This window comes from Bradyrhizobium sp. NC92, assembly GCF_025200865.1.
Taxonomy (GTDB): domain Bacteria; phylum Pseudomonadota; class Alphaproteobacteria; order Rhizobiales; family Xanthobacteraceae; genus Bradyrhizobium.
In genome coordinates, this window is record NZ_CP104171.1 from 5,717,353 (window position 1) to 5,742,906 (window position 25,554).

At 64.5% G+C, this 25,554-nt stretch carries 25 protein-coding genes; 9 read left to right on the forward strand and 16 right to left on the reverse strand.

The features are described 5' to 3' along the window. Positions 1-22: 22 nt before the first annotated feature. On the forward strand, positions 23-1,129 hold the full coding sequence (gene waaF / locus N2602_RS27050) for a lipopolysaccharide heptosyltransferase II (protein WP_260379965.1): 1,107 nt from the start codon (positions 23-25) through the stop codon (positions 1,127-1,129). Positions 1,130-1,310: 181 nt separating this feature from the next. Here waaF and N2602_RS27055 read toward each other — a convergent pair whose 3' ends face one another. After that, a complete protein-coding gene (locus N2602_RS27055) occupies positions 1,311-2,348 on the reverse strand; it encodes a glycosyltransferase family 4 protein (RefSeq protein ID WP_260379966.1) in 1,038 nt (345 codons plus the stop codon). A gap of 126 nt (positions 2,349-2,474) precedes the next feature. Here N2602_RS27055 and galE point away from each other — a divergent pair, with 126 nt between their 5' ends. The 4 genes from galE to N2602_RS27075 all read left to right on the forward strand — a co-directional run bounded on the left by galE (position 2,475) and on the right by N2602_RS27075 (position 7,742). Further along, positions 2,475-3,488 (forward strand): UDP-glucose 4-epimerase GalE, encoded by a 1,014-nt coding sequence (gene galE, locus N2602_RS27060; RefSeq protein WP_172785305.1) that lies wholly within the window; start codon positions 2,475-2,477, stop codon positions 3,486-3,488. A gap of 118 nt (positions 3,489-3,606) precedes the next feature. Beyond that, on the forward strand, positions 3,607-5,409 hold the full coding sequence (locus N2602_RS27065; protein ID WP_260379967.1) for an ABC transporter ATP-binding protein: 1,803 nt from the start codon (positions 3,607-3,609) through the stop codon (positions 5,407-5,409). A 35-nt stretch (positions 5,410-5,444) separates the two neighbouring features. Beyond that, a complete protein-coding gene (locus tag N2602_RS27070) occupies positions 5,445-6,146 on the forward strand; it encodes a fumarylacetoacetate hydrolase family protein (RefSeq protein ID WP_212260210.1) in 702 nt (233 codons plus the stop codon). A gap of 342 nt (positions 6,147-6,488) precedes the next feature. After that, positions 6,489-7,742: an IS110 family transposase gene (locus N2602_RS27075; RefSeq protein ID WP_172789764.1), complete on the forward strand. Its 1,254-nt coding sequence runs from the start codon at positions 6,489-6,491 to the stop codon at positions 7,740-7,742. A gap of 202 nt (positions 7,743-7,944) precedes the next feature. On the opposite strand, the gene N2602_RS27080 is transcribed toward N2602_RS27075, so the two are convergent. The 4 genes from N2602_RS27080 to N2602_RS27095 form a co-directional block, all read right to left on the reverse strand. Next, positions 7,945-8,403, reverse strand: coding sequence for a nuclear transport factor 2 family protein (locus N2602_RS27080; RefSeq protein WP_260379968.1), 459 nt, complete (start codon positions 8,401-8,403; stop codon positions 7,945-7,947). Positions 8,404-8,416: 13 nt separating this feature from the next. After that, positions 8,417-9,346, reverse strand: a complete 930-nt coding sequence (locus N2602_RS27085) for an aspartyl/asparaginyl beta-hydroxylase domain-containing protein (protein WP_260379969.1) — start codon at positions 9,344-9,346, stop codon at positions 8,417-8,419. 141 nt (positions 9,347-9,487) lie between these two features. Then, positions 9,488-9,643 (reverse strand): hypothetical protein, encoded by a 156-nt coding sequence (locus N2602_RS27090; protein WP_260379970.1) that lies wholly within the window; start codon positions 9,641-9,643, stop codon positions 9,488-9,490. Positions 9,644-9,789: 146 nt separating this feature from the next. Continuing rightward, positions 9,790-10,713 (reverse strand): LysR family transcriptional regulator, encoded by a 924-nt coding sequence (locus N2602_RS27095; protein ID WP_260379971.1) that lies wholly within the window; start codon positions 10,711-10,713, stop codon positions 9,790-9,792. A 204-nt stretch (positions 10,714-10,917) separates the two neighbouring features. Between N2602_RS27095 and N2602_RS27100 the strand changes: the two genes are divergently transcribed. The 3 genes from N2602_RS27100 to N2602_RS27110 are packed head-to-tail and all read left to right on the forward strand — an operon-like array spanning position 10,918 to position 12,088. Continuing rightward, a complete protein-coding gene (locus N2602_RS27100) occupies positions 10,918-11,628 on the forward strand; it encodes an SDR family NAD(P)-dependent oxidoreductase (protein WP_172785312.1) in 711 nt (236 codons plus the stop codon). A gap of 16 nt (positions 11,629-11,644) precedes the next feature. Further along, entirely contained in the window at positions 11,645-11,881 is a 237-nt protein-coding gene (locus N2602_RS27105) for a 4-oxalocrotonate tautomerase family protein (RefSeq protein WP_260379972.1), read from the forward strand. A gap of 60 nt (positions 11,882-11,941) precedes the next feature. Continuing rightward, the gene (locus N2602_RS27110) at positions 11,942-12,088 is read left to right on the forward strand and encodes a YbfB/YjiJ family MFS transporter (RefSeq protein ID WP_409241844.1); all 147 of its coding nucleotides are present in this window, start codon (positions 11,942-11,944) and stop codon (positions 12,086-12,088) included. 45 nt (positions 12,089-12,133) lie between these two features. On the opposite strand, the gene N2602_RS27115 is transcribed toward N2602_RS27110, so the two are convergent. The 7 genes from N2602_RS27115 to N2602_RS27145 form a co-directional block, all read right to left on the reverse strand. Continuing rightward, the gene (locus N2602_RS27115; RefSeq protein ID WP_260379973.1) at positions 12,134-12,706 is read right to left on the reverse strand and encodes a phasin family protein; all 573 of its coding nucleotides are present in this window, start codon (positions 12,704-12,706) and stop codon (positions 12,134-12,136) included. A gap of 25 nt (positions 12,707-12,731) precedes the next feature. Continuing rightward, a complete protein-coding gene (locus N2602_RS27120) occupies positions 12,732-13,394 on the reverse strand; it encodes a ParA family protein (RefSeq protein WP_260379974.1) in 663 nt (220 codons plus the stop codon). A gap of 142 nt (positions 13,395-13,536) precedes the next feature. Further along, positions 13,537-15,003, reverse strand: coding sequence for an NAD(P)/FAD-dependent oxidoreductase (locus N2602_RS27125; RefSeq protein ID WP_260379975.1), 1,467 nt, complete (start codon positions 15,001-15,003; stop codon positions 13,537-13,539). Positions 15,004-15,051: 48 nt separating this feature from the next. Next, positions 15,052-15,471 (reverse strand): nuclear transport factor 2 family protein, encoded by a 420-nt coding sequence (locus N2602_RS27130; protein ID WP_172785317.1) that lies wholly within the window; start codon positions 15,469-15,471, stop codon positions 15,052-15,054. 168 nt (positions 15,472-15,639) lie between these two features. Then, positions 15,640-17,061, reverse strand: a complete 1,422-nt coding sequence (gene ahcY / locus N2602_RS27135; protein WP_172785318.1) for an adenosylhomocysteinase — start codon at positions 17,059-17,061, stop codon at positions 15,640-15,642. A gap of 199 nt (positions 17,062-17,260) precedes the next feature. Continuing rightward, positions 17,261-18,457 carry a methionine adenosyltransferase gene (metK, locus tag N2602_RS27140; RefSeq protein WP_172785319.1) on the reverse strand — a complete coding sequence of 399 codons (1,197 nt, stop codon included), beginning with the start codon at positions 18,455-18,457 and terminating at the stop codon, positions 17,261-17,263. A 57-nt stretch (positions 18,458-18,514) separates the two neighbouring features. Continuing rightward, positions 18,515-19,870, reverse strand: coding sequence for a hypothetical protein (locus N2602_RS27145; RefSeq protein WP_057028724.1), 1,356 nt, complete (start codon positions 19,868-19,870; stop codon positions 18,515-18,517). Positions 19,871-20,034: 164 nt separating this feature from the next. Here N2602_RS27145 and N2602_RS27150 point away from each other — a divergent pair, with 164 nt between their 5' ends. Continuing rightward, positions 20,035-21,753 (forward strand): caspase family protein, encoded by a 1,719-nt coding sequence (locus N2602_RS27150; protein ID WP_260379976.1) that lies wholly within the window; start codon positions 20,035-20,037, stop codon positions 21,751-21,753. Between the two features lie 172 nt (positions 21,754-21,925). On the opposite strand, the gene N2602_RS27155 is transcribed toward N2602_RS27150, so the two are convergent. The 4 genes from N2602_RS27155 to N2602_RS27170 are packed head-to-tail and all read right to left on the reverse strand — an operon-like array spanning position 21,926 to position 25,553. Then, positions 21,926-23,044 carry a cobalamin-independent methionine synthase II family protein gene (locus tag N2602_RS27155; protein ID WP_260379977.1) on the reverse strand — a complete coding sequence of 373 codons (1,119 nt, stop codon included), beginning with the start codon at positions 23,042-23,044 and terminating at the stop codon, positions 21,926-21,928. A gap of 19 nt (positions 23,045-23,063) precedes the next feature. Next, complete coding sequence (locus tag N2602_RS27160) at positions 23,064-23,780, reverse strand: ABC transporter ATP-binding protein (RefSeq protein WP_260379978.1); 717 nt, start codon at positions 23,778-23,780, stop codon at positions 23,064-23,066. Beyond that, positions 23,773-24,528, reverse strand: coding sequence for an ABC transporter ATP-binding protein (locus N2602_RS27165; protein WP_260379979.1), 756 nt, complete (start codon positions 24,526-24,528; stop codon positions 23,773-23,775). The genes N2602_RS27160 and N2602_RS27165 overlap by 8 nt, the downstream gene beginning before the upstream one ends. Continuing rightward, positions 24,525-25,553: a branched-chain amino acid ABC transporter permease gene (locus N2602_RS27170; RefSeq protein ID WP_260379980.1), complete on the reverse strand. Its 1,029-nt coding sequence runs from the start codon at positions 25,551-25,553 to the stop codon at positions 24,525-24,527. Before N2602_RS27170 ends, N2602_RS27165 begins: the two co-directional genes overlap by 4 nt. Between the last annotated feature and the right edge of the window lies 1 nt (position 25,554).

Genomic DNA, 25,554 nt, shown 5'->3' on the forward strand with positions numbered 1-25,554 from the left:
ACGTCTTCGGTCCTAATAACCAATGAACATTGATTCGCAGCTTGGTGGTGATGCAGACCGGGGCGACACGCGCCCGATCCTGATCGTTCCCTACATGTGGATCGGCGATTTCGTGCGGAATCACACCGTCGTGCGGGTCCTGAAGGAGCGCTGGCCGAACCGGCCGGTCGATCTGCTCACCACGTCCCTGTGCGCCCCGCTGGTCGATTACATGCCCGGGGTGCGCGCCGGCATCGTCTGGGACATGCCGCGCGGCCGGCTGGCCGTCGCACGCCAGTTCGGCCTGGCCAAGCTGCTTCGGGAACGGAACTACGGCACCGCCCTGGTGCTGCCCCGGACCTGGAAGGCGGCGATCGCGCCGGCGCTGGCCGGTATTCCCGAACGGGTCGGCTTCGTCGGCGAGTTCCGGTTCGGACTGCTCAACCGCTGGCGCTGGGGCGAGAAGAAGCTGCCCCGCTTCATCGACAAGAACGCCGCCCTCGCCCAGCCCGACGGCGCGCCCCTGCCGGCGGAATGGCCGGTGCCGCAACTGCGCGTTCCGGTCGAGGACATCGCCCGCTGGCGCGAGGCCAATGGCCTCAGCGCCGGCGCCGCGGTGGCGCTTGCCCCGGGCTCGGTCGGCGTTTCAAAGCGCTGGACCTATTATCCCGAAGCTGCCCGCCTGCTGGTCGAGCGCGGCCTCGAGGTCTGGGTGGTCGGCGGCCCCGCCGAAAAGGGGCTTGCCCAGGAGATCGTCGCCGCCGGCGGCCCGGGGACCGCTGGCGGCCCGGGGACCGCTGGCGGCCCGGGGGTGCGCGACCTCACCGGCACCGATCTGCGCAACGGCGTCCTCGCCATGGCCGCGGCCGGCGTTGCCATCTCCAACGATTCCGGCCTGATGCACATCGCAGCTGCGCTGGGCACGCCGACCATGGGCATTTTTGGTCCCACCAGCCCCTACCTCTGGGCCCCGCTCAACGGCCTCGCCGCGACACTGGTGCAGGACAAGGAAGCGCTGTCCTGCCAGCCCTGCCAGAGCACGGTCTGCAAGATCAACGACCACCGCTGCATGCGGAATATTGCGGCGAGCGAGGTGGTGGGGATTGCGCAGCGGGTGCTGGGGGAGACGGGGGCGAGGGTGACCAGCTGAGCCGATCGGGGCTCGCGGCAATGATGACATCCTGCCACTGTTTTGCCCGACGAGTCAAAATGCGATTCGAAAAATCCGCAATAGATTGAGCCCTCTCGCTAAGCCATTGATTTTGCTGACCCCGCCTACTGTGCATGGGGTTGTTTTCGCAGTTTTTGTTTCGCAGCCTCAGGAACTGTGCTCAGAGCAGCGGCCGATAGATCGCGCCGATCCGCGCCGCCTCGGCATCGAGGCTGAAAAGTTCGAGCACCCGCGCCCGCCCACGCTCGCCCATCGCGGTCGCCGCGGCCACATCGCGCATCAGCGGCTCGAGCGCTGCCGCAAGCGCGTCGGCATCACCAGTCGGGATCAGCACGCCGCTCACGCCGTCCTCTACCACAAGCTCGGCCGCGCCGGCGCGTGCGGCGACCAACGCGCTGCCCGCCGCCATCGCCTCGATCAGCGTCAGCCCAAAGCCTTCGTTGCGTGAGGTGAAGGCGTAGATCGTCAGCCGCTGGTACCAGCGCTGCACCGCTTCGATCGGCAGCTCGCCGGTGATGACGATGCGCGATTGCAGGCCGGCTGCCTCGATGCGCTTCTTCAGGTCATTGGCGAAGGGCGTCTGCTCCGGTGTGATCTGCCCGACGATGACAGCGGTGAAATCCGGATAGCGCGGCAGCAAGCGGCACATCGCATCGACGAACACGTCGGTGCCCTTCTGCGCGCGCACGCGGCCGAAGCAGCCGATGGCGTAGCGGCCCGGCAGCGCGGCTTCCGCGAAGGCGGCCGTGCGATCGGCCGGCGGCGCATAGACATCGGTGTCGACGCCGTGCGGAATCACCGTCGCCTTCACCTTCAGAAACGAGGCCGAGAGATCCGATGTTGCGATGATCGCGTCCATGCGCCGGATCAGCCAGCGCGTGATCCAGCTGTGATGCCGCTGCGCTGCCGAGGTGAACACGAGCTTGAGCGGCCAGCCGAGCGCGCGCAAGCCAACGCCGGCGATCATCTCGTTGTTGCGGCGTGCGTGCCAGATCAGCGGCGCCTTGCGGCGCCAGAGCTGGAGTAAATCTCCAATGCTCAGGCGCGCGATCCCTTCCGGCGCGTCGGAGCCGAACCAGGCGGCGCGGTACAGCTTTGCCAGCCGCGGCGCCACCATCCGGTTGGTCGCGGTGACGCCGGAATAGCGCCTGTGCAGATTTGGCACGATCACTTCGAGATCGCCCTGGGAATTCGCCACGTCATGCTCCGTTTCGCAAAGTCCCTATACGCAACATTAAGCATAGTGACCAGTTCAGGCGCGCCGATACCCCCTCTTCACCACGCAAGCGCTAGCTTGGCGCGTTGATCGAAGACGGGTGAGATCATGACTGTGCTAGTCACCGGCGGCGCCGGCTATATCGGAAGTCACACGGTCCTGGCGCTGGCGGAGGCCGGCGAGGACGTCGTCGTGATCGACGATCTCTCCACTGGCTTCTCGGCCTATCTGCCAGAAGGCGTGCCGCTGTTCATCGGCGATGCCGGCGACGAGAACCTGCTCGAAGGCGTGATCGCCCAGCACGACATCGAGAGCATCATCCATTTCGCCGGCTCCGTGGTCGTGCCGGATTCGATGCGCGATCCGCTCGGCTATTACCGCAACAACTTCACGACCGCGCGCAACCTGCTCAACGTCGCGGTCAAGCGCGGCATCGGCCGCTTCATCTTTTCCTCGACCGCTGCCGTCTACGGCAATCCGGACCAGGTGCCCGTGTCCGAGCACGCGCCGACGCGGCCGCTGTCGCCCTACGGCTCATCGAAGCTGATGACCGAGATCATGCTGCACGACGTCGCCGCCGCCTACGGCATGCAATACGTAACCCTGCGCTATTTCAACGTCGCCGGCGCCGATCCGCAGGCGCGCATTGGCCTTGCCACCGTCGGCGCCACGCATCTGCTCAAGATCGCGGTGGAAGCCGCCACCGGCCAGCGCGCCAAGATCGACGTGTTCGGCACCGACTATCCGACCCCCGACGGCAGCTGCATCCGCGACTTCATCCACGTCACGGACCTGTCGCAGGCGCATCGCTCGGCGCTGGCCTATTTGCGCAATGGCGGCGCCTCGACCACGCTCAATTGCGGCTATGGCCGCGGCTATTCGGTGCTGGAGACCATCGATGCGGTGCGCCGGGTTTCAGGCCGCAGCTTCGCCGTGCAATACGCCCCGCGCCGGCCCGGCGACATCATGACCATGGTCGCCGACACCAGCCGCATCCGCAGCCTGCTCGACTGGCGGCCGCAATACGACGACCTCGAGACCATCGCAGCCCATGCGCTGGCCTGGGAGGACAAGCTGTTCCGCGAGCGCCACGGCGAACTCCGCCACGCCGCCTCGGCCTAGAATCATCCCAAGCGCAAGCCCTTAATTGGGCTTGAAAAACCCGGCTTGAGCGGGCACAGAGGCCCATCGATCCCTGACGCGCGGGCAGGCTTTGTCCTGCGCCGTCAATGGACACCGGATGGCGCAGTTTCCAAAGAAAATCACCGACGATCCCTATGCGGCCATGGCCCTCGTGCGCCGGCTGATCACGGAACAGGGCATCGTCTACTGGCGGCGCTACCTCGTCGCCTTCGCTCTGATGGCCCTCGCCGCCGGTGCGACCGCTGCTGCGACCTACGTCCTCGGCCAGGTCATCAATCAGGCCTATGTCGACAAGAACATCCCGGGCATCGCGATGTTCTCTGGGATCACGGTCGCGCTGCTGTTCGTCAAGGGCGTGGCGACCTACGGCCACATGGTGATCCTGACCAAGATCAGCAACGCGATCCTCGCCACCAACCAGCGTCAGCTGTTCGCCAAGCTGATGCGCGAAAACGTCGGCTTTTTCTCCGAGCGGCACTCGTCCGAGTTCCTGGCGCGGCTGACCGCCGGCGCCAAGTCGATCACGGACGTGCTCAACATGCTGGTCAACGCCATCGGGCGCGACCTCTTGATGCTGCTCGCCATGATCGGCGTGATGGTCTGGCAGGACCCGCTGATGTCGTTCATCGGCCTCGTCGCAGTGCCACCGGCGATGCTGGTGCTGCGCAAGCTGGTCAAGCGCATCAAGGGCCTCGCCTTCAACCAGTTCACCGGCACTGCCGACATCATGGAGACCATGCAGGAATCGCTGCAGGGCATCCGCACCGTCAAGGCTTTCACGCTCGAAGAGACCATGCAGAGGCGCATCGACGAGAACATCGCGGTCGTCGAGCGCAACGCCAACAAGATGGCCCGCGTCGCCAACCGCTCCAACCCGCTGATGGAGATGCTAGGCGGCTTCGCGGTCGCCGGCTGCCTGATGTATGGCGGCTACGCCGTGGTCGCGCTCAACGCCACGCCCGGCGCGTTCTTCTCGTTCATGACCGCGTTCCTGATGGCGACCGAGCCGGCCAAGCGGCTCGCCCGCCTCAACATCGATCTCAACAGCCAGCTGGTCGGCGCCCGCATGCTGCTCGAGGTCGTCGACAGCCCCGCGAGCGAGCAGTCCGACGATGACAAGCCGGCGCTGAAGCTGACAGATGCCCGCATCGAGCTGCGCGACGTCAGCTTCTCCTATCGCTCGGGCGAGACCGTGCTCAACCGCATGAGCTTCGTCGCCGAGCCCGGCAAGGTGACTGCGCTGGTCGGCCCTTCCGGCGGCGGCAAGTCGACCGTGCTGGGGCTGCTCCTGCGCTTCTACGAGGTGACGCAAGGCGACATCGTGATCGACGGCCAGTCGATCTCGTCGGTCTCACGCAAATCGCTGCGCGCCCAGACCGCCTATGTCGGCCAGGACGTCTATCTGTTCCGCGACACGATCCGCAACAACATCGCCTTCGGCAAGCCGGGCGCCAGCGAGAACGAGATCGTTGAGGCGGCGAAGGCAGCCTGCGCGCATGACTTCATCATGGGCTTCCCGCTCGGCTACGACACGCCGGTCGGCGAGCACGGCACCCAGCTCTCGGGCGGACAGCGCCAGCGCATTGCGGTCGCGCGCGCGCTGCTCAAGAACGCGCCGATCATCCTCTTGGACGAAGCCACCGCCGCGCTCGATTCCGAATCCGAGCGGCAGGTACAGGAGGCGATCGAGCATCTGTGCCAGAACCGCACCACCATCGTGATCGCGCACCGCCTGCACACCATCATGCACGCGGACAGCATTCTGGTGGTCGAAGGCGGCGAGATCGTCGAGCAGGGCCGGCATGATGAGCTGCTCCGCCGCGGCGGCCGTTACGCCTCGTTCTTCCGCCTGCAACATCACGACGCCGGCGCTCTGGCGCCGATCAGCGCAACCGCATAAAGTTCGTTCCACCTCAAGACCAGCGAGACCGCTCCATGAACGCCGCCTCCTACGTCATCCCGCTTCCGCCCCAGGCTTCGCTTCCCGTCGTTGGCGAGAGCGGCCGTTATCCGGTTCGCCGCATCTGGTGCGTCGGCCGCAACTATCTCGAGCACATCCGCGAGATGGGCAATGACGAGCGCGCCCCGCCGTTCTTCTTCGCCAAGCACGCCGACATGCTGGTGCCCGACGGCGCCACCATTCCCTATCCGCCGCTGACCAAGGATCTGCATCACGAGGTCGAGCTCATCGTCGCGATGAAGAGCGGTGGGCTGAACATTGCCGCCGACAAGGCGCTGGACCACGTCTACGGCTACGCCGTCGGCATCGACCTCACCCGCCGCGACCTCCAGATCGCCTCGCGCAAGAAGGAGCGCCCGTGGGAGATCGGCAAGTCGTTCGACTATTCGGCGCCCTGCTCCGCGCTGCAGCCGGCCTCGAAGATCGGCCATCCCTCCCAGGGCAAGATCTGGCTGACGGTCAACGGCAAGGAAGCGCAGAAGGGCGACCTCACCGAATTGATCTGGAACGTGCCGGAGATCATCTGGCAGCTCTCCCAGCAGGTGAAGCTCGCCGCCGGCGACATCATCATGACCGGCACGCCCGCCGGCGTGTCGCAGCTGCAGCCCGGCGACAAGCTCGAATGCGGTGTCGACGGCGTCGGCACGCTGAAGGTGAGCATCGGCCAGCCGGAGTAGGGCCTCGATATTGTAGGGTGGATTAGCGAAAGCGTAATCCACCACTACAGACGCACGACAACAAAGAACGTCAATTGTTGCTCGCGCCTATTGGTGGATTACGCTTCGCTAATCCACCCTGTACCCTTGTGGGGTTCGTGGCGGCCTTCGGATGTAGACTGGCCGTCCGGGCCGATCCGCCGGGAGCAGCCTTGTCCACCTGTGCCTCGAGCACCGACGTAGGAACCGCGCCCCGGCGGAGCGACCGCGATCGAGATCCGGTAGGAGGTCGCGCCAAGAGCGCCGGTACAGGGACTGATCAGGATCGTGGTGGCCCGCCTTGCGAGCAAGGAGGTCTCAACAATGATCGAAGATGTACGCTGGTTCGTCGGGATCGACTGGGCAACGCGGAGCCATAGCGTTTGCCTGCTGGATGCCGCGGGAAGACAGGTTGCGCAGCACGAGTTCGACCATGGCGGCGCCGGGCTGACGGAGTTGCGTGACTGGCTGCTGGAGAAGACCAAGGCCGCACCGGGACAGATCGCCGTGGCGATCGAGATGCCGCACGGCCCGGTGGTGGAGATGCTGCTCGAGCACGGGTTTGCGGTGTTTGCCATCAATCCCAAGCAACTGGATCGCTTCCGCGATCGCTTCACGGTGGCCGGTGCCAAGGACGACCGCCGCGATGCTCATGTGCTCGGCGCCTCGCTGCGCACTGACCGTGCTGCTTTCCGTCGGCTTGTGGCAGACGATGCGGCGATGATTGAGCTGCGGGAGTGGTCGCGCCTGGCGGACGAACTGCAGCAGGAACGCACGCGGCTTGCCAACCGCTTGCGTCAGCAGTTGTGGCGATATTATCCCCAGGCCACCAAGTTGACCGACGATGTCGCCGACGAATGGTTCCTGGCGCTTTGGCAGAAGGTGCCGACCCCCGCCAGTGCGGTCAAGGCCAGCGAGAAGGCCATCGCAGGTGTTCTCAGGGACTATCGTATCCGCCGTCTCAATGCGGCGACGGTGCTCGGGACTTTGCGCGAGGCACCGCTGTTCGTAGCCCCCGGCACGACGGAGGCAGCCTGCGCTCACATCCGCAGCCTGGCGGCACGTCTGCACCTGGTCAATCGGCAGATCAAAGAGGCTCATCAGAACCTGGACCGGCTATGTGCCGAGTTCGAAGGAGAGGAGAAGCCGTCGGGGCAGAGCTCGGAGCAGTGCGACGTGACGATCCTACGCTCCTGGCCAGGAATCGGCAGGATCAATCTCGCCACACTGCTCGCCGAGGCCGCAGAGCCCCTGCGCAGACGAGATTACCATGCTCTGCGCGCCTTGGCAGGGGCTGCGCCGGTGACGCGGCAAAGCGGCAAACAACGCTTCGTGATCCGCCGCCTCGCCTGCAACAGGCGGCTACAGAGCGCCGTCCATCACTGGTCGCGTGTCGCCATCCAACACGACGCTGCCAGCAGGCGACGGTATGATGCCTTGCGCAGAAAAGGACACGGTCACGCGCGGGCTCTGCGCAGCGTGGGAGATCGCTTGCTTTTTGCCCTGTGCACGACGCTCAAGCGACAGACCCCATACGATGCGGACCATAACGGCACAAAGAACTCCGCGAACGGGTGAGCCCCATTCCTTTGTTCGGCCGGGCGACCATTCCTTCGTCCCGACCTGCCGAGCGCCAGAGCGCCGCCCGCAGATGCTGTCCAGGATGCCGAAGGCACCGGCAAAGCCGGCGCGCAGCGTCCTGGACTGCATCGAGCACGGCGCTACCATATTGCCCTATAAGGACGTTCCCCTTGACCAAGGGTAGGAGGTCCTACGGGAGCTACCAGGCCTTCACCGGCCGATTGGCATGGCTTACCTGCGGTACACCGCGATTGAGCGACATGTGCGAATGCACGCACAGCCAGCCATCGTCATTTTTCGAAAACACCATCGTCGCGCGGCCGGGGCGCGCAAACGTGCTGCCATCGGGATGATAGCCCGTGCTCGTCCACGGCGCGATCACGGTTGCCATCATGCCGTCCGGTGATACCAGAACGGACGTCTGATCGAGGACGAAGCGGAAGTCGGTCGTCTTCGGCCAGACGTTGTCCCATTGCGTCTTGACCCATTGATCGAGGCCGGGGATGACGTCGTTATGGGTACCGAAGGCGAGCACGTCGGGATGGAAGAGCGGCCGCGCCGAGGCGTAGTCGACCTCGCGGACATAGCCCGCGAAGGTCTCCAGCCACTCGCGGAAGAGCTGCGTGATCTCTGCGTTCGCGGTCGGCAAGCAACTCATCGCGACGCGCCGATCACCTGATCGCCGACATCACGATGAGGCCGAGAATCAGCGCCGTCAGCGAGTATTTCAGCGTGTAGTAGACGTTGCGGTTCCACTCCTTCACCTTGCGGCTGGCGAGGTGGATTTCGTAGAGCTTGCCGAACACCTTGTTGAGCACGCCGACATTCTCACCGTCGACGTTCTGGGTCGCCGACGCCTTGACGATGTGATGGCTGACCCAGCGGTTAATCGCGGTCATGAAGCCGTACTTCATCGGGCGCTCGACGTCGCAGAACAGGATGATGCGGTTGACGTCGGTCGCATTCTCGGCGCTGTGGATGAAGGTCTCGTCGAACATGAAGGCTTCGCCGTCGCGCCAGACGCATTCGACACCGTCGACGAGGATCCGGCACTTGTTCGAGTTCGGCGTGACCAGGCCGAGGTGATAGCGCAGCGAGCCCGCGAAGGGATCACGATGCGCCCCTAACTTGCCGCCTGGCGGCAGCATCGCGAACATGGCGCCATGCACGCTCGGGATCGATTTGAGCAGCTCCACCGTCTTCGGGCACAGCGTGTTGGCCGACGGCAGGAAGTCGTCGTACCATTTCAGGTAAAATCGCTTCCAGCCGCTCTTGAAGAACGAGTAGAAGCCCCAATCGTTGTTCTTCGCCGCCGCGCGGATGAAGCCTTCGTCGAACAGGCGCACGGCCTCGTCGCGGATGGTCTCCCAGTTATCGCTGAGGGGTTTGAGCTCCGGAAACTGATCGACCGAGATCACCGGCTTGTTCGGCACTGCCGAGCCGGCGTACATCAGCACGTTGTAGGGCGCGAGATAGGTCGAGTGGTCGCCGAGCTGGCGCGCGAAGCGCAGCCGCTGCTTGCCGCGGAAGTGAACGTAAATCGTCGAGGCGGCAAGCACGTACAAAATGACGAGCTGCGGCGCAAAAAGCTGTTTCAACATTTCCCCAATCCCAAGTGATCCAGCCGGGGTGTCGTGTAGCCCGACCGGGACTGAGCGGCAAGATATTCGCCGCTGGGTTGCAATCACGCCGGAGAGAGCAAGGGGACGGAACTTGGGTCAAACTGGCCGAAACGAGCCGAATCAGGCCCGCGACAGCGCCTGCAGGCCCTTGAAGGTCAGGCGCTTGGGGTCGGTGACGCCGGAGAGGTAGAGCCGGCGGATGAAGGCGATGACGGCGTCGCGGTCGCAATCGGTCAGCGCGACGACGGCGTCGACCGCTATTCTCTGGGCTTCCATTGGGCTCACCTCGGCCTTGCGAGTAACCCCGGCCGAGACAGGCTAGGACTCATCCGTTAAATCGGCGTTAACCGTTGTGGAAGCGTCGCCGATTCAGCCGCCCCGCCGTATACGCAAAACAACGCATTGCGGAGGCGTGAAGCGGCTCAGCGCGCCTTGATGCTCTGCTTCAGCAGCGCGAACTGCTTCTTCAGCCGGGGCACGGCGAAGTCGGTGAAGGCGCGCACCTTGGGCACCGAAAGCCGGCCCTGCGGACAGATCAGATGCGCAGGCATCTCCGGATCCTTGTCGCCGGCAAGCAGGATCTCGAGCTCGCCGCGCGCGACCTGCTCGGCCACCTGGTACGAATACATCCGCGCCACGCCGCGCCCGGCCACAGCGGAGGCCACTGCCGCATAGGTGCTGTTGACGACGAGCCGCGGGGCGAACTGCACGGTGCGCGGCGTCGACGAGCCCGCCTGCGGCGCAAAGGTCCAGGAATTCGGCAGGTGCGCCATCGCGACGATCTGATGTTTTGCGAGATCGCCAGGCTCCGCGATGCGCGGATGCTGTTTCAGGTAACGGGGAGCGGCCACCACGACGCGGCTGATCCCACCGACCCGCATCGCCACCATCGCCGAGTCCGCCAGCGGGCCGATGCGAAGCGCGATATCGACGCCTTCCTCGATCAGATTGACGGCACGGTCGAACAGCAGGAGTTTTGCCGACACGGTCGGATAGGCGTCGAGAAACGCGTCGAGGATCGGCCGCAGCACCATCTCTCCCGAGACCACCGGAGCGGTGATCGTGAGCAGACCACGCGGTGCCGTGAGCGGTCCGGCCGCGATGTCCTCGGCTTCCTCCAGCTCGGTGAGCACGCGGCGGCAGATCGCGACATAGCGCTCGCCCTCCTCGCTCAGCTTGATCGAGCGTGTCGTTCGGTGCAGCAGCTCGGCGCCGACCCGCTCTTCCAGAAAGGCGATGGCACGGCTGACGGCTGCCGGCGAGCGGCCGAGCTTGCGGCCCGCGGCAGCGAGGCTCCCCTCATCCACCGCGAGCACAAACACTTTCATCGCATCCAGACGATCCATGCGCTTCCCGCCGCCCCCTGGGCTTCCAGCGGGAAAGCTAGGCGTTCGTTCACGCCGCGACAACCGTCGATCCGGCATTCGTTCGCGCTGCGAAAGAGTGTCTGCCGGGCAGCGGATATTCGCAAGTAAGCCGCCGCAGCGTACCTCAACGCCCAAGCCAGCCGCCGCTGGCGCAGGTTTTCAAGCCAACAACAGGAGTCCGTCATGGGTATCGAGCAGAAGGTCGCCATCATCACCGGTGCATCGCAGGGTATCGGCGCCGCCCTGGTTCAGGGTTTTCGCGATCGCAACTACCGCGTCGTCGCAACGGCGCGCTCCGTCAAACCGTCGAGCGACGAAGACGTCCTCGCCATTGCCGGCGACATCGCCGACCGAGCCACCGCCGAGCGCGTGGTCTCGCAGGCCGTCGCCCGCTTCGGCCGCGTCGACACGCTGGTCAATAATGCCGGCATCTTCGTCGCCAAGCCGTTCACGCAGTACACGGCCGAAGACTATGCGGCCGTGATGGGCACCAACGTCGCCGGCTTCTTCCACATCACCCAGCTCGCCATCGCCGAGATGGAGAAGCAAGGGTCCGGCCATGTCGTCCAGATCACGACCACACTGGTCGATCAGGCCAATTCGAACGTGCCCTCGGTGCTGGCCTCGCTGAGCAAGGGCGGGCTGAACGCCGCGACCAAGTCGCTCGCGATCGAATACGCCAGGCGCGGCATTCGCGTGAACGCGGTGTCGCCCGGGATCATCAAGTCGCCGATGCACGCCGTCGCGACGCATGCGCAGTACGGCGCGATGCATCCCGTGGGCCACATGGGCGAGATGTCCGACATCGTCGATGCCGTGCTCTATCTCGAGGGCGCTTCCTTCGTCACCGGCGAGATCCTGCATGTCGACGGCGGCCAGAGCGCCGGCCACTGAGAGGAGGAGAACGACAATGCCCATCGTCACCATTCAGGTGACCCGTGAGGGAACGACGCCGGGTTCGGCGTCAGTTACTGCGGAGGAGAAGGCGGCGCTGATCAAGGGCTCGAGCGAGCTCCTGCGCGACGTTCTCGGCAAGCCGCTCGAGGCCACCTTCGTCGTGATCGAGGAGGTCGACACCGACAATTGGGGGTGGGGCGGCCTGCCCGTGCAGGAATTCCGGCGCCGCCGCACCAACCAGACAGGATGATCCGAGCGCCGTTGCGCGCTGGAGCCGGGATCAACGTCGCAGGCAACCTGGCGATATGCGGTGGCGGGCCTGTCCGCATCGCTGGTCGGACTCGGCCTTGCCCGCTTTTCCTACACGCCGCTGACCCCCGACCTGATCGCGGCGAAATGGTTCACGGCGGCGGGGGCGGTGGTGCTGGCACTGGCAATCGATCTCGGCCGCCCCTGATCGTCCCCCGCAGATCCTGAGCGCGATGATGGCAGGCGAGCGGCATCACCTGGCACTGGGCTTTGTCATGCTTTGAGCAAGCGACCTCAGCAACTCGGTTTGCCTCAGGACCAACTCACATTGCTTTCGCGCATGCGTGCCCGACAGCTCAACCAACTCCGCCAGCGTTCTTGCACTGCCTAGCTCCCGCGCATACTCCAAGGTCGCGCCCGCATTGATCTTCATCAGTTCGAGCACGACGGTGCGACACTCGGCTGCCGTTCCAATCGCGTCGATGAGATCACTTTCCGCGACGACGGTTCCATTGGCCTCTGAACTCACACTGGCCAGCCGTGACTTTGCGAGGTCGTTGGCGTAGTCGAGCGTAGCGCTCATGCCGTCCAAGGCGCGGGCTTGATACTCCTTGGCCATGTCCACGATGAGATCAGTGGTGGTCCTGCTCGGAGGTTCAGGTCTTGCAACGATGACGCTGGCCGCCTCTTGTACCGAAACAGTCATCGGAGCAGGCGCTTCTTGCGCGATCTGCGGCGCTTCCTGGGGGAAGACGGCGACTGGGCCCGGCGGCATGGCCAAGCCCTCGTCGACCGCACGGCTCACTTCCGCCGCCAGTTCCAGCAACGAGCGACGCCCGGTGCGTCCAACGTCAGCAGGCAGCTTTGAGCGCGCCTTTCCCATAATCGTCCGACTCCTCGGCCAAGTGCGCCGCGATCCAACCCCACAAACATACAATTTCGCCCGAAGCTTTGCCCGCAGGCCCGAACTCCGTCACGCCCAACCCTGCTCCGAGCGCATCCTGGTGATCGTTACGCTGCGCAATAAACGGGAGCGCAAGCATGCCGAGCGAGCTTAGCGATGTGGCAGCTTCGCTCAGCCGGCACCCCCGCGTCGGCGTCTGATTGAGGATGAAGGCAAATCGGCGGTTGAGCCTGCGAATGGCGATCAGTGTAGGAATTGCGGCTTCGATATCGGCCGGGCTTGGGCGCGCCGGGATGAGACAGAGATCCGCGCAGGCGATGACGCGCAGCGCCAGACTGTTGGTCGTGGCAGCTGTGTCGATGATGGCAAGCCAGACGCCTTCGGCCTTCAGGCGCGTGATCAACGGATCGATCTCGGCAGGATCCGTAACGCGCTCGACGCGGGGATAGGGATGATCGCGGCGCTCTTTCCATTTCGAGATCGTACCTTGCGCGTCCGCCTCAATGAGAGCGACGCGCTCAGCGCACTGCGTTGCTGCCACCGCCAGTCCAACGGACAGCGTACTCTTGCCGCTTCCGCCTTTTTGCGTGACCAGGGCAAGGACGTGCATGTCCCGCGCTCCCCTTAAGACGGCAACGACGCGGAACTCAGACGTTGTCGGACATAAATTTCTTGCAGCGCAAAAATACTACCGCAAGTCGCGATTCGTCTCAAGCGAACGCGAGGCTATCGCCGTATCCTACTTAGCAAGTTCAGGAATACTGCATCACGCCGTCGTCGATCCGGCCGAAGCGCAAGGAGACGATGTCGAGCGCGTAGTTCTGGTGGAGGCGCCACGGCCGCTTCGAACCCTGCTTCGGCATTTTGGCGATCGAGCGCTGCACGTAGCCTGAGGTGAAATCGAGCGAAGGCTGCGCGGTGATGGTGGAATCGTCATTGTGCGGCATGCACTGGCGGAAATTGTGCCGGTCCATGTAGTTGATGAGGCGGCAGACATATTCGCAGGTGAGGTCGCATTTCAGCGTCCAGGACGCGTTGGTGTAGCCGAAGGCGGAGGCCATGTTCGGCACATCGGCATACATCATGCCCTTGTAGGTCAGCGTGTTGGCAAAATCGACGGAGCGGCCGTCGACGCTGACCTCGAGGCCGCCGACGACCTGGAGCACAAGCCCGGTCGCCGTCACAATGATGTCGGCGGCGAGCTCGCGGCCGTCCTTGAGGCGGATGCCGTCATGCGTGAAGGTGTCGATCTCGCTGGTGACGACGCTGGCGCGCTGCTCGCGGATCGCCTTGAAGAGGTCGCCGTCGGGCACCAGGCACAGCCGCTGATCCCAAGGATTGTAGCGCGGCGTGAAATGGGTCGCGACGTCGTAGTCCGGGCCGAGCGCCATCTGCACGCCTTTGAGGATGAGGTCCTTCACCTTCGCCGGCCGGCGCCGGCTGAGCTGGAAGAAGAACATCCCCCACATCACGTTGCGCCAGCGGATCAGGTGATAGGCAAGCTGCGCCGGCAGATTGCGGCGCAGCTTGTTGGCCACGGGATCCTGCGCCGGCCGCGACACCACATAGGTCGGCGAACGCTGCAACATGGTGACCTGCGCCGCCTTCTTGGCGAGCTCCGGCACCAGCGTCACCGCTGTCGCACCCGAGCCGATCACGACGACACACTTGCCCGCGTAGTCGATGTCTTCGGTCCATTTCTGCGGATGCACGATGCGGCCGGCGAAATCAGCGGCACCCTTGAACTCCGGCGTGTAGCCCGCCTCGTATTTGTAGTAGCCCGAGCACAGAAACAGGAAATTGCAGGTGAAGCACACCAGCTCGGCCGCGCCCTCGCCCGTGATGCGCTCGGCCTCGACGGTCCAGCGCGCATCCGGCGTCGACCACGCCGCACGCTTGACGCGGTGGTGGAAGCGGATGTGCTTGTCGATGCCGTTCTCGCTGGCAGTCTCGCGCACATAGTTCAGGATCTGGGGCCCGTCGGCGATCGCCTTCGGATCGGTCCACGGCTTGAACGAATAGCCGAGCGTGAACATGTCGCTGTCCGAGCGGATGCCGGGATAGCGAAACAGGTCCCAGGTGCCGCCGATGCAGTCGCGTCCCTCGAGGATGACGTAGCTCTTGCCTGGACACTTGGTCTGCAGATGATAGCCGGCACCGATACCGGACAGGCCGGCACCGACGATCAGCACGTCGAAATGTTCTTTGGTTTCGGCCATGGCGTTTCTCCTGTCACAGGATGGCAGCGCCGCGCCAAATTGCAACCGTCAGGTCGCTGCAGCGACCACACACGCCGTATCGAAATACTCGTAGAACTCAACGGCTTTACCGTCCTTGAACCGCCAGTAATCGATCTTCGGAGTCTCGGCGGTCTTGCCCGTCTTCTTGTTGGTCCAGGCCGTCGAGCCGCGTGCGACGACTGCGTCTCCTTGCGCGATATACTCGTCGATCGTGTAGTGCTGCATGGTCCATTCGGAAAGCAGCCGGTCGAAGTATTCGCGCAATTCCTTGCTGTCGCGATACTGCTTGGCGAAATCGAGCGGCGCGACACCCCGCGGCACCGATGCAAAATTGACGTTCGGGGCGACGACGGCGTCAAACCAGTGATCGACGCTGCCCCCACGACTTTCATGCCAGAGCCGATACGCCTCTTTCAGGATGTGGACATTCGCGGCTTCATTGGACATCGCATTCCTCCATAATGCTTTCGGTATCTGACAATACGCGTACGGAAATGGCCGCCCGCTGCAAAAGTGGCAGGCTTGTTTTGGCTCTACCTGAAGGGTATCAGACAGCCGGATAATAAAAAAGGCCCCGGATTGCTCCGGGGCCCTTTATCGCAAATGCGTGCGATCTCAGTACCGGTAATGGTCCGACTTGTACGGACCTTCCTGCTTCACGCCGATATAGTCGGCCTGGTCCTTGCGCAGCTCGGTGAGCTTGACGCCGATCTTGGAGAGGTGCAGGCGGGCGACCTTCTCGTCGAGGGTCTTGGGCAGCACGTAGACCTTCTTCTCGTACTTGCCGTCCTTGTTGTTGGCGAACAGCTCGATCTGCGCCAGCGTCTGGTTGGTGAAGGACGCCGACATCACGAAGGACGGATGGCCCATCGCGTTGCCAAGGTTCACGAGGCGGCCTTCCGACAGCAGGATGATGCGGTGCTTGTCGGGGAATTCGATCTCGTCGACCTGCGGCTTGATGTTGGTCCACTTCAGATTGCGCAGAGACGCGATCTGGATCTCGTTGTCGAAGTGGCCGATGTTGCAGACGATGGCGCGATCCTTCATCGCGCGCATGTGCTCGATGGTGATGATGTCCTTGTTGCCGGTGGCGGTGACGAAGATGTCGGCGCGCGGCGCGGCGTCTTCCATGGTCACCACCTCGTAGCCTTCCATCGCGGCCTGCAGCGCGCAGATCGGATCGACTTCCGACACCATGACGCGGCAGCCGGCCTGGCGCAGCGAGGCGGCCGAGCCCTTGCCGACGTCGCCGAAGCCGGCGACCATCGCGACCTTGCCCGACAGCATCACGTCGGTGCCGCGGCGGATGCCGTCGACCAGCGATTCACGGCAGCCATAGAGGTTGTCGAACTTCGACTTGGTGACGCTGTCGTTGACGTTGATGGCCGGCCACAGCAGCGTGCCCGCCTTCTGCATGTCGTAGAGGCGATGCACGCCCGTCGTGGTCTCCTCGGACACGCCCTTGATGCTGTTGGCGATCCCGGCGAAGTAGCCCTTCGGCTTTTCCTTGAGCTGCTTCTTCAGAAGCGCGAAGAAGACTTCCTCTTCCTCGGAGCCGGGCTTGTCGAGGAAGGCGGTGTCGCCGTTCTCGGCGCGCAGACCGAGATGGACATACATGGTGGCGTCGCCGCCGTCGTCGAGGATCATGTTCGGATGACCGCCGCCGTGCCAGTCGAACAGCTTTGCGGTGTAGTCCCAGTAATCCTTCAGCGTCTCACCCTTGACGGCGAAGACGGGAATGCCGGCGGCGGCGATCGCAGCGGCAGCATGATCCTGCGTCGAATAGATGTTGCAGGAGACCCAGCGGATGTCGGCGCCGAGCGCGGCGAGCGTCTCGATCAGCACGCCGGTCTGGATCGTCATGTGCAGCGAGCCGGCGATGCGCGCGCCCTTCAGCGGCTGCTTCGGACCGTACTCCTCGCGGGTGGCCATCAGGCCGGGCATCTCGGTCTCGGCCAGCGAGAGCTCCTTGCGGCCGAACTCGGCGAGCGAAATGTCCTTGACGATGTAATCGGTGAAGCCGGGCTTCGCGTTCATGTCTGTTTCCTAATCAGTGAGGGCTGGCGTGTCAGTACCAAAGCAAGCTGAACGCTATGTGGCACCATTCTCCCTCTCCCCGTTCTTACGGGGAGAGGGCTGGGGTGAGGGGCTCTATCCAAGCACCGAGCTTGCGGAGAGTCCCCTCACCCGCCGCTTCGCGGCGACCTCTCCCCGCAAGCGGGGCGAGGTAAGGGCGCTAGAGCGCGCGCTTGAGCTGCTCGACGAGGTCGGTCTTCTCCCAGGAGAAGCCGCCCTCGTTATCGGGCGTGCGGCCGAAATGGCCGTAGGCCGAGGTGCGCGCGTAGATCGGCCGGTTGAGATCGAGATGGGTCCGGATGCCGCGCGGGGTGAGGTCCATCGCCTTGGCAGCGGCCTTCTCGAGTTGGTCTTCCGAAACCTTACCGGTGCCGTGGGTGTCGATGTAGATCGACAGCGGACGCGCCACGCCGATGGCGTAGGCAAGCTGCAGGGTGCAGCGGTCGGCAAGACCGGCGGCAACGATGTTCTTGGCGACGTAGCGCGCGGCATAGGCCGCCGAGCGGTCGACCTTGGTCGGATCCTTGCCGGAGAACGCGCCGCCGCCATGCGGGGCCGCGCCGCCATAGGTGTCGACGATGATCTTGCGGCCGGTCAGGCCGGAATCGCCGTCGGGACCGCCGATGTAGAACTTGCCGGTCGGGTTGATGTGCCAGATCGTCTTCGGGGTGATCCAGTCCTTCGGCAGCGCCTCGCGCACATAGGGCTCGACGATCTCGCGGACCTGGTTCGAGGTGAGGTCCGGGACCAGATGCTGGTGCGAGACCACGATCTCGCGCACGCCGACCGGCTTGCCGTTCTCGTACTGCACGGTGACCTGGCTCTTGGAGTCCGGACCCAGCACCTTCTCCTTGCCGGAGTGACGGGCTTCGGAGATCAGGCGCAGGATCTTGTGGGCGTAGAAGATCGGCGCCGGCATCAGATCGGGCGTCTCGTTGGTGGCGTAGCCGAACATGATGCCCTGGTCGCCCGCGCCTTCTTCCTTGACCTCGCCCGGCTGCAGCGCGTCGACGCCCTGGGCAATGTCGGCCGACTGCGGATGCAGGAGGATCTCGATGTCGCAGGTCTTCCAGTGGAAGCCTTCCTGCTCGTAGCCGATGTCCTTGATCGCGCCGCGCACGACGCTCTCGATCTGCTCGTTGGTCACCGACTTCGGGCCGCGGGTCTCACCGGCGATCACCACCTTGTTGGTGGTCGCGAGCGTCTCGCAGGCGGCGCGGATCTGCCAGGGGTCGATGCCCGCCTTCGGCCCTTCACGGTAGAACAGGTCGACGATCTCATCGGAGATCCGGTCACAGACCTTGTCCGGATGGCCCTCGGACACGGACTCGCTGGTGAAGAGATAGGACGCGCGCATCAGTAACCCCTTGTTCCGCCGCTAGGCGGGCGTTTGCGATGTTTACTTTTGGTGATGTCAATCACGCCGACGCGAGATGACGTAGGATTCGTCGAGAAACCAGAGCCCATTGTACTTTCGCAGCACGTCCCTGGCGGCATCCAGAGTGCGGCCGTTTTGAGTCATTTCTGTCAATCGGTCGTCCTCAATCTGAGCGACATACACCGCCGCATTCCACGCTGCAAAGGCCGTCGAGGTCCCGATGGTGCCGGTGACCTCGTTGGGCAGCGCTTCCATATCATACCTGAAGATCGAACGGTTATCCGCGTATGCATTAAAATTTAAGTCGCGGCCCACCGATCCAAGTTCATACTTAACTGCACGCAGTAGCTCATGACGGCTGACCGAGAAAGGATTTTCTCCAGGCCAGATCGCCTGGATCATTTCCATGCCCGGATCCTGCCCATGGGAGTGGATTCCGATCAGCCTGCCGCCCGGCCGAAGCGCCCGTGCCAGCGGTGCAATGATCCGCTTGGCCCGGAAATTGACCGATGACAGGGCCCGGTAGGGCTGGGATGCGATGACGAGGTCGAAATTGGCCTCAGTCTGGCCCGGCCGCGGAATGGTCGAATCGAGCAGGAACCTGTGGTCCTCGCGATAGAGCACGAGGACGACCGGCCGCTCGTAGAGCGGCATGGCCGTGCGTGGGCTGATCGCAGCGCGCCAGTTCTGCTCCAGAAAAGGCCTCAGCTCCGCGATCTGCTGCTCGAACTCGCCCGACGAAGCGCCGCGGAGCGGCACCTCGTGCCAGACGGTGGCCGCCGCTGCAGCAGGCGAAGCCGGCGTCAGCCAAGGCGCCTCCGCATAGAACATGTTGGTGAACACGAACACCGACGCCGGATGCTCGAAAATACGGTCCGGCACCTTCTCCAGCGTCAGGCGCAAATCCTCCAGGCTGAGCTCCTTGCCCGCGACGTAGAACGGCATGTGCGGAAAGCGCTGGTGCGTGGCGCGCAGCACCCGCGCCAGCACCGTGCCGTCGCCGACGCCGGCGTCGAACAGGCGCAGCGCCGGCGGGCGCGGATGGATCGAGGCAAGCTCCAGCGCGACGCGGTCCGCGATCACCCGCTTTTCGCTGCAGGTGTGGACGAACAGCAGGTATTTCTGGCGGTTCTCGAAGAAGCGGAAATTGCCGCGCGGATCGCGCTTCTCGGGGGGCACCTGAAGTCCCCGCGGCGGCGGCACGCCGCCGGCCATCGATGCGGCCATATAGGCCTGGATCCGCTCCAGCGTGTCGATGGTAATGCGCTTTCCCTCGCGCAGGCGATGCACCAGCTTCCCATCGTTCACCGCGCGCCGGCCGAACGTCGATTCCGCCATGTCCGCCTTGCGGCAGAAGTCGGTGATCTGGCTCAGGATTTCGTCGTTCTTCATGAGTGGGAGGTCAGTGGGCAGGAAGGTTGGGACCAGCGTCTTAGCAAATTCTGCCCACTCAGGGAATAGCGGATGCGAGAGCCCGATGCTCACCGGGTGCGGTGAACCCCTGCACCTCGCCGGGCAACAAACAAGCGCTTCTCCTCTCGCATGAGACCACCACCATGCGCCGCCTCCTCGTTACGCTCAGCCTGCTCATCCTCGCGCAATGGTCCGTGCCGGCGGTGGCCCAGCCGCGCAACCAGCTCGGCCCGCTCTGCACCACCGAGACCACGCCGGCGGGCAAGATGGTCGACGCCTGCACCAAGATCATCGCGCTGAAGGTCTTCAAGGGCGAGCAACTCGCCACCGTCCATTTCTGGCGCGCGGTGGGCTGGAACAAGAAGGGCGATTACGCCAAGGTCATCGCCGATGCGACGGAAGCGATCCGGCTGCAGCCAAGCCAGGCGGCCTACAATCTGCGGGGATCGGCCTATTACGACAAAGGCGAGTACGAGATCGCGATCAGCGATTTCGACGATGCGCTGAAGCTCGGCCCGCCCAGCGGCACCATCTTCCACAATCGGGGCAACGCCTGGCGCGGCAAGCACGATTATGCCAAGGCGATCGCCGACTACGACATGGCGATCAAGGCCGATCCGAAATCGGCGTTCTCGTTCCAGAACCGCGGCATCTCCAAGGAAGCGCTCGGAGATCTCGACGGCGCGCTCGCCGACATCAACCAGGCGATCCGGCTCGATCCCTCGCTACCGCAGCCACTGATCAACCGCACCGCGATCTGGCGCGCCAAGGGCGATCTCGATCGCGCCATCGCCGACGGCAGCGAGGCGATCCGGCTCGCCAAGGAGAAGCCTCCGGTCAACATCATGACGCCGCCCAACAGCGTGCTGATCTCCGGCTACATCCATCGCGCGCTGGCCTATGAAGCCAAGGGCGACTACGCCCGTGCCGGCGAGGACTACCAGGCGACGCTGGCGATCGTGGCATCCGACGCCGGCAGCAAGGCCAACCAGGCCACCGCGAAGGTGCGCCTGTCGCTGCTGACGGAGCCGGCCGCGCCGATCCCGCGCGATGCGCCGTCCCCGACGACGCAGCCGTCGCCATCCCCTGCTCCGCAGCAGACCGGCGCGGCACCGACACCATCGCCGGCCCCGGCCGGCCGCGGCACGCGCATGGCGCTGGTGATCGGCAACGGCGCCTATACCCACGTCAAGGCGCTGCCCAATCCACCCAACGATGCGCGGGCGGTCGCAAAGAGCCTGCGTGACATCGGCTTCAGCGTGTCGGAGGGCGTCGATCTCGATCGCGCCGCGATGCAGAAGATGACGCGCGACTTTCTTCGAGCGGCTGCCCGGGCGCAGGTGGCATTGGTCTATTATGCCGGCCATGGCGTGCAGGTCGACGGCCGCAACTATCTCATTCCGGTCGACGTCGCGCTCAAGCCGGGCGCGAGCCTGACGGAGGCGATGATCGACATGGACACGATCATGGCCGGCCTCGACGACCAGGTCCGCACCAACATCCTGATCTTCGATGCCTGCCGCAACAACCCGATGGCGCAGCAGGTCGCATCTGCCGGAAACAATCGCGGCATCGAGGGCGCCTCGGGCCTCGCCGCGCCGACGAGTCTCGGCACCGGCGCGACATTGGGGGCCGGCACGCTGATCGCATTCGCCACCGCGCCGGGCCAGGTGGCGCTCGACGGCGAAGGCGCCAACTCCCCGTTCTCCGCCGCCCTGTCGCGCCATATCGGCACGCCCGGGCTGGAGGTGCAGCAGATGCTCACGCGGGTGCGGGCCGAGGTGGTCTCGACCACGAAGAACAAGCAGGTGCCGTGGTCGAATTCGTCGCTGCTGGGTGAGGTCTATCTGGCGGAGAAGTGAGGGCGAGAATGCGACTGGTTTTGAACGCCGCGCTGTTCGCCCAACACTCAGCTGTCATCGCCCGGCTTGACCGGGCGATCCAGTACTCCGAGACAAGTGTGGGTTAGATCGATGGGCCGCGGCGTACTGGATTCCCCGCTTTCGCGGGGAATGACAGTGAGCAAGCGGAGACTTACTGTCCCCACACTTCCTTCGCGATCTCGACCGCGAGGCTGAGCTTGGCCCACTGCTCCTCCTCGGAGAGGATGTTGCCCTCTTCCGTCGAGGCAAAGCCGCATTGCGGCGACAGCGCGAGCTGCTCCAGCGGGGCGAACTTGGCGGCTTCTTCCAGACGGCGCTTGATGTCGTCCTTCTTCTCGAGCTCGCCGAACTTCGAAGTGATCACGCCGACCACGACGACCTTGTTGCCCTTGGGCAGGAAGCGCAGCGGCTCGAAGCCGCCGGCGCGATCGCTGTCGTATTCCAGGAAATAGCCGTCGTAATTGGTGCCGGCGAGCATGGTCTCGGCCACCGGCTCGTAGCCGCCCGAAGAAATCCAGGTCGAGCGGAAATTGCCGCGGCAAACATGCGTGGTCACAACCATGTCGGCCGGCTTCTCCGCCAGCGCATAGTTGATGATGCGGGCATAGATCTGCTGCAGGCCATCCGGGTTATCGCCGCGCTCGCGCGCCTTCTGCAATTCGTCCTGCGAGCAGAGATAGGCCCAGACGGTATCGTCGAACTGGAGATAGCGGCAGCCGGCGTCATAGAACGCCTTGACCGCCTTGCGGTAGGTCTTGCCGAGATCTTCGTAGAAGGCGTCGAGATCGGGATAGACGTCCTTGGAGATCGACTTGCGCCCGCCGCGGAAGTGGAGCACCGCCGGCGAAGGGATCGTCATCTTGGCGGTGACGTGGGCCTGGTCGGCGACCTTTTTCAGGAAACGGAAGTGGTCCAGCATCGGGTGGCTGTCGGGAAAGTCGAGCTTGCCGATGACGCGGACCGCATCGTGACGGGTCTGTACGCCCGTGAACTGGATGCCGGTGTCGGGGTGAAACAGCTCGCAGCCGGTGAGCTTGGCCAGGAAGTCGAAATGCCACCAGGAGCGGCGGAATTCGCCGTCGGTCGCGAGCTTCAGCCCGATCGAGGCTTGCTTGTGCACGACCTTCTCGATCTCCATGTCCTCGATCTTGCGCAGATCGTCGGCGGAGATCTCGCCCTTCTCGAGCCGGCTACGGGCTTCCTTGATCTTGGGCGGACGCAGGAGGCTGCCAACCTCGTCGGCGCGGAAGGGGGCTTTGGTTCGCTGCATGTGTCACTCCCTGGACATCTTAGTGGGCCCTCGCCCCGGCGACGCCGAGATGGCGCTCCAGGACAGAGGGGTCGGTCTTCAGCGCGGCGCTCGGAGCGTCGTGGACGATCGTTCCGCGCTCCAATATCACAACGCGGTCGGCGAGCCCCAGAATCTTTTGGGCATTCTGCTCGACGATGATCGAGCAAATACCTCCGGACCGGGTGATGGTCCCGATCGCCTTCAAGAGTTCCTCGACGATGATGGGCGCAAGGCCCTCGGTCGGCTCGTCCAGCAGCAGGACTTTCGGATTGAGGGTGAGTGCGCGGCCGATCGCCAGCATCTGCTGCTCACCGCCGGAGAGCTGGTTGCCGAAATTGCTCCGCCTCTCCTTCAGCCGCGGAAACATCTCGTAGACCTTCTCGACCGTCCAGGGACCGGGCCGCGCCACCGCGGTCATGTTCTCTTCCACCGTCAGCGAGCGGAAGATGTTGCGCTCCTGCGGCACCCAGCCGATGCCGGCGCGCGCCCGCTGGTCGGGCCGCATCACCGTGACGTCGCTGCCGGCAAGCGCGATGGAGCCGGCGAAGCGGCGCGTGACGCCGACGATGGAGTTGATCAGCGTCGTCTTGCCTGTGCCGTTGCGCCCGAGCAGCGCCAGCACCTGTCCTTCGGCGAGGCGGAGCGTCATCTTCGGTAGCACCACCGCCTCGCCGTAGCCGGCACGAAGTGAATCGATCGCGAGCAGGTCAGACATTGACCGCCTCCTCGCCGAGATAGACGGCCTTCACCTGCGGATCGCGCGCGACCTCTTCGGGCGGGCCTTCGGTCAGCAGCGCGCCCGAGACCAGCACCGAGATGCGATCCGCGAATGAGAACACGAGGTCCATGTCGTGCTCGATCAGGAGCACGGTGACATCCCGCGGCAGGCTGCCGACGACGGCGAGAATATCGTGGCGCTCGCTCTCGGGCACGCCGGCGGCGGGCTCGTCGAGCAGCAGCACGCGCGGCTTGGCCGCAATGGCGACCGCGATCTCGAGCAGCCGCTGCTTGCCGTAGGGCAGCGTCACGGTCTCTTCGTTCATGACGTCGAGCAGGTGGAAGCGGGAGAGCAGATCGGCGATCTCGCCATTGACGTCGCTGCGCGTGCCCATGCGCCGCCACCAGTCGCCGCCATGGCCGAGACGTTCGGAGACGGCAAGGCCGATGGTCTCCAAGGGCGTCAGGTCCGGGTAGAGCTGGTTGATCTGGAAGGTGCGCGACAAGCCTCGCAGCACGCGCTTGTGCACCGGCAGATCGGTGATGTCCTGGCCCTCGAGCAGGATGCGGCCCGAGTTCGGCTTCAGCACGCCGGTGAGCTGGTTGATGACCGTGGTCTTGCCGGCACCGTTCGGGCCGATCAGCGCGTGGCGGGCGCCCTGCTCGACCTTCAAGGACAGATCGCGGGTGACGCGCAGGCCCCCGAACTGCTTTTCGAGATTTTGGGTTTCGAGCGCGATGGTCATGAATCGCTCTCCGGCACGGCGACGATCGCCTTGCGGCCCGCAATCTGCCTGATGATCAGGTTCGGCACATACAGCACCCAGCGATGCAGGCGCTGGCGGCCGACCAGCACGATCACGACCAGCACGAGGCCGATCCAGAACTGCCAGTATTGCGGCGTGATGGTCGAGAACAATTCCTGGAGCATGCGGAAGATCACCGCGCCGATCAACCCGCCATAGAGATAGCCGGTGCCGCCGATGACCAGCACCAGCATCAGGTCCGCCGAGCGTTCGAAGGCGAACACGTCGAGCGAGGCGATCGCGGTCGTCTGGGTGAACAGCGCCCCCGCAATGCCGGCATAGAACGCGGCGAGCGTATAGATCGCGATCAGGCGACGGTTGACGGGAACGCCAATGGCGGCGGCCCGCAGGGGATTGTTCTTGATGGCGCGCAGCGACAGGCCGAACGGGGAATGCACGACGCGGCGCGCGAACAGGAACAGCACGAACAACACGGCGAGCGAATAGAAGAAGCCGGCCTTGCCGAACATGTCGAACGGAATTTCGCCGAAGATCGGCTGCATCTCGATGCCCTGCAGGCCATCGGTACCGCCGGTGATGTTGGAGAAGCGTTCGGCGAGCGCTTCCAGCAGCAGCGCGATGCCGAGCGTCACCATCAGGCGCGTCAGGTCGGCGCCGCGGATCACCAGAAAGCTGGTGGCGAAGCCGAGCACCATGGCGGCAAGGCCGGCGACGATCAGCGCCAGCACGGGCTCCTTGACGATGCCGTGAAGCGCCAGCAGCCCCGCGGCATAGGCGCCGACTCCGAAGAACGCCGCATGGCCCAGCGAGACGATGCCGGCATAGCCGAGGATGAGATCGAGCGACATCGCGAACAGCGCGAGGCGCAGGATGTCGGTCATGATCAGATAGCGCGACGGAAATGCGAAACCGCAGGCCAGCACGATCAGCCAGAAGGCGATCTCGCCATAGTGCCAGCGCGCCTTGCGCTGGGCATGGTAGCCGACGTCGGAAGCAGCGCTCATC

Excerpts from the sequence above, each read along its gene's own strand:
- N2602_RS27065 (WP_260379967.1), top strand. The coding sequence starts at position 3,607 with ATGGCGCAGTTTCCAAAGAAAATCACCGACGATCCCTATGCGGCCATG.
- galE (WP_172785305.1), top strand. The coding sequence starts at position 2,475 with ATGACTGTGCTAGTCACCGGCGGCGCCGGCTATATCGGAAGTCACACG.
- N2602_RS27070 (WP_212260210.1), top strand. The coding sequence starts at position 5,445 with ATGAACGCCGCCTCCTACGTCATCCCGCTTCCGCCCCAGGCTTCGCTT.
- N2602_RS27145 (WP_057028724.1), bottom strand. The coding sequence starts at position 19,870 with ATGAAGAACGACGAAATCCTGAGCCAGATCACCGACTTCTGCCGCAAG.
- N2602_RS27165 (WP_260379979.1), bottom strand. The coding sequence starts at position 24,528 with ATGACCATCGCGCTCGAAACCCAAAATCTCGAAAAGCAGTTCGGGGGC.
- N2602_RS27155 (WP_260379977.1), bottom strand. The coding sequence starts at position 23,044 with ATGCAGCGAACCAAAGCCCCCTTCCGCGCCGACGAGGTTGGCAGCCTC.
- ahcY (WP_172785318.1), bottom strand. The coding sequence starts at position 17,061 with ATGAACGCGAAGCCCGGCTTCACCGATTACATCGTCAAGGACATTTCG.
- N2602_RS27085 (WP_260379969.1), bottom strand. The coding sequence starts at position 9,346 with ATGTTGAAACAGCTTTTTGCGCCGCAGCTCGTCATTTTGTACGTGCTT.
- N2602_RS27090 (WP_260379970.1), bottom strand. The coding sequence starts at position 9,643 with ATGGAAGCCCAGAGAATAGCGGTCGACGCCGTCGTCGCGCTGACCGAT.
- N2602_RS27150 (WP_260379976.1), top strand. The coding sequence starts at position 20,035 with ATGCGCCGCCTCCTCGTTACGCTCAGCCTGCTCATCCTCGCGCAATGG.
- N2602_RS27080 (WP_260379968.1), bottom strand. The coding sequence starts at position 8,403 with ATGAGTTGCTTGCCGACCGCGAACGCAGAGATCACGCAGCTCTTCCGC.
- N2602_RS27130 (WP_172785317.1), bottom strand. The coding sequence starts at position 15,471 with ATGTCCAATGAAGCCGCGAATGTCCACATCCTGAAAGAGGCGTATCGG.
- N2602_RS27125 (WP_260379975.1), bottom strand. The coding sequence starts at position 15,003 with ATGGCCGAAACCAAAGAACATTTCGACGTGCTGATCGTCGGTGCCGGC.
- N2602_RS27170 (WP_260379980.1), bottom strand. The coding sequence starts at position 25,553 with ATGAGCGCTGCTTCCGACGTCGGCTACCATGCCCAGCGCAAGGCGCGC.
- N2602_RS27105 (WP_260379972.1), top strand. The coding sequence starts at position 11,645 with ATGCCCATCGTCACCATTCAGGTGACCCGTGAGGGAACGACGCCGGGT.
- N2602_RS27075 (WP_172789764.1), top strand. The coding sequence starts at position 6,489 with ATGATCGAAGATGTACGCTGGTTCGTCGGGATCGACTGGGCAACGCGG.
- N2602_RS27160 (WP_260379978.1), bottom strand. The coding sequence starts at position 23,780 with ATGTCTGACCTGCTCGCGATCGATTCACTTCGTGCCGGCTACGGCGAG.
- metK (WP_172785319.1), bottom strand. The coding sequence starts at position 18,457 with ATGCGCGCGTCCTATCTCTTCACCAGCGAGTCCGTGTCCGAGGGCCAT.
- N2602_RS27095 (WP_260379971.1), bottom strand. The coding sequence starts at position 10,713 with ATGGATCGTCTGGATGCGATGAAAGTGTTTGTGCTCGCGGTGGATGAG.
- N2602_RS27120 (WP_260379974.1), bottom strand. The coding sequence starts at position 13,394 with ATGCACGTCCTTGCCCTGGTCACGCAAAAAGGCGGAAGCGGCAAGAGT.
- waaF (WP_260379965.1), top strand. The coding sequence starts at position 23 with ATGAACATTGATTCGCAGCTTGGTGGTGATGCAGACCGGGGCGACACG.
- N2602_RS27100 (WP_172785312.1), top strand. The coding sequence starts at position 10,918 with ATGGGTATCGAGCAGAAGGTCGCCATCATCACCGGTGCATCGCAGGGT.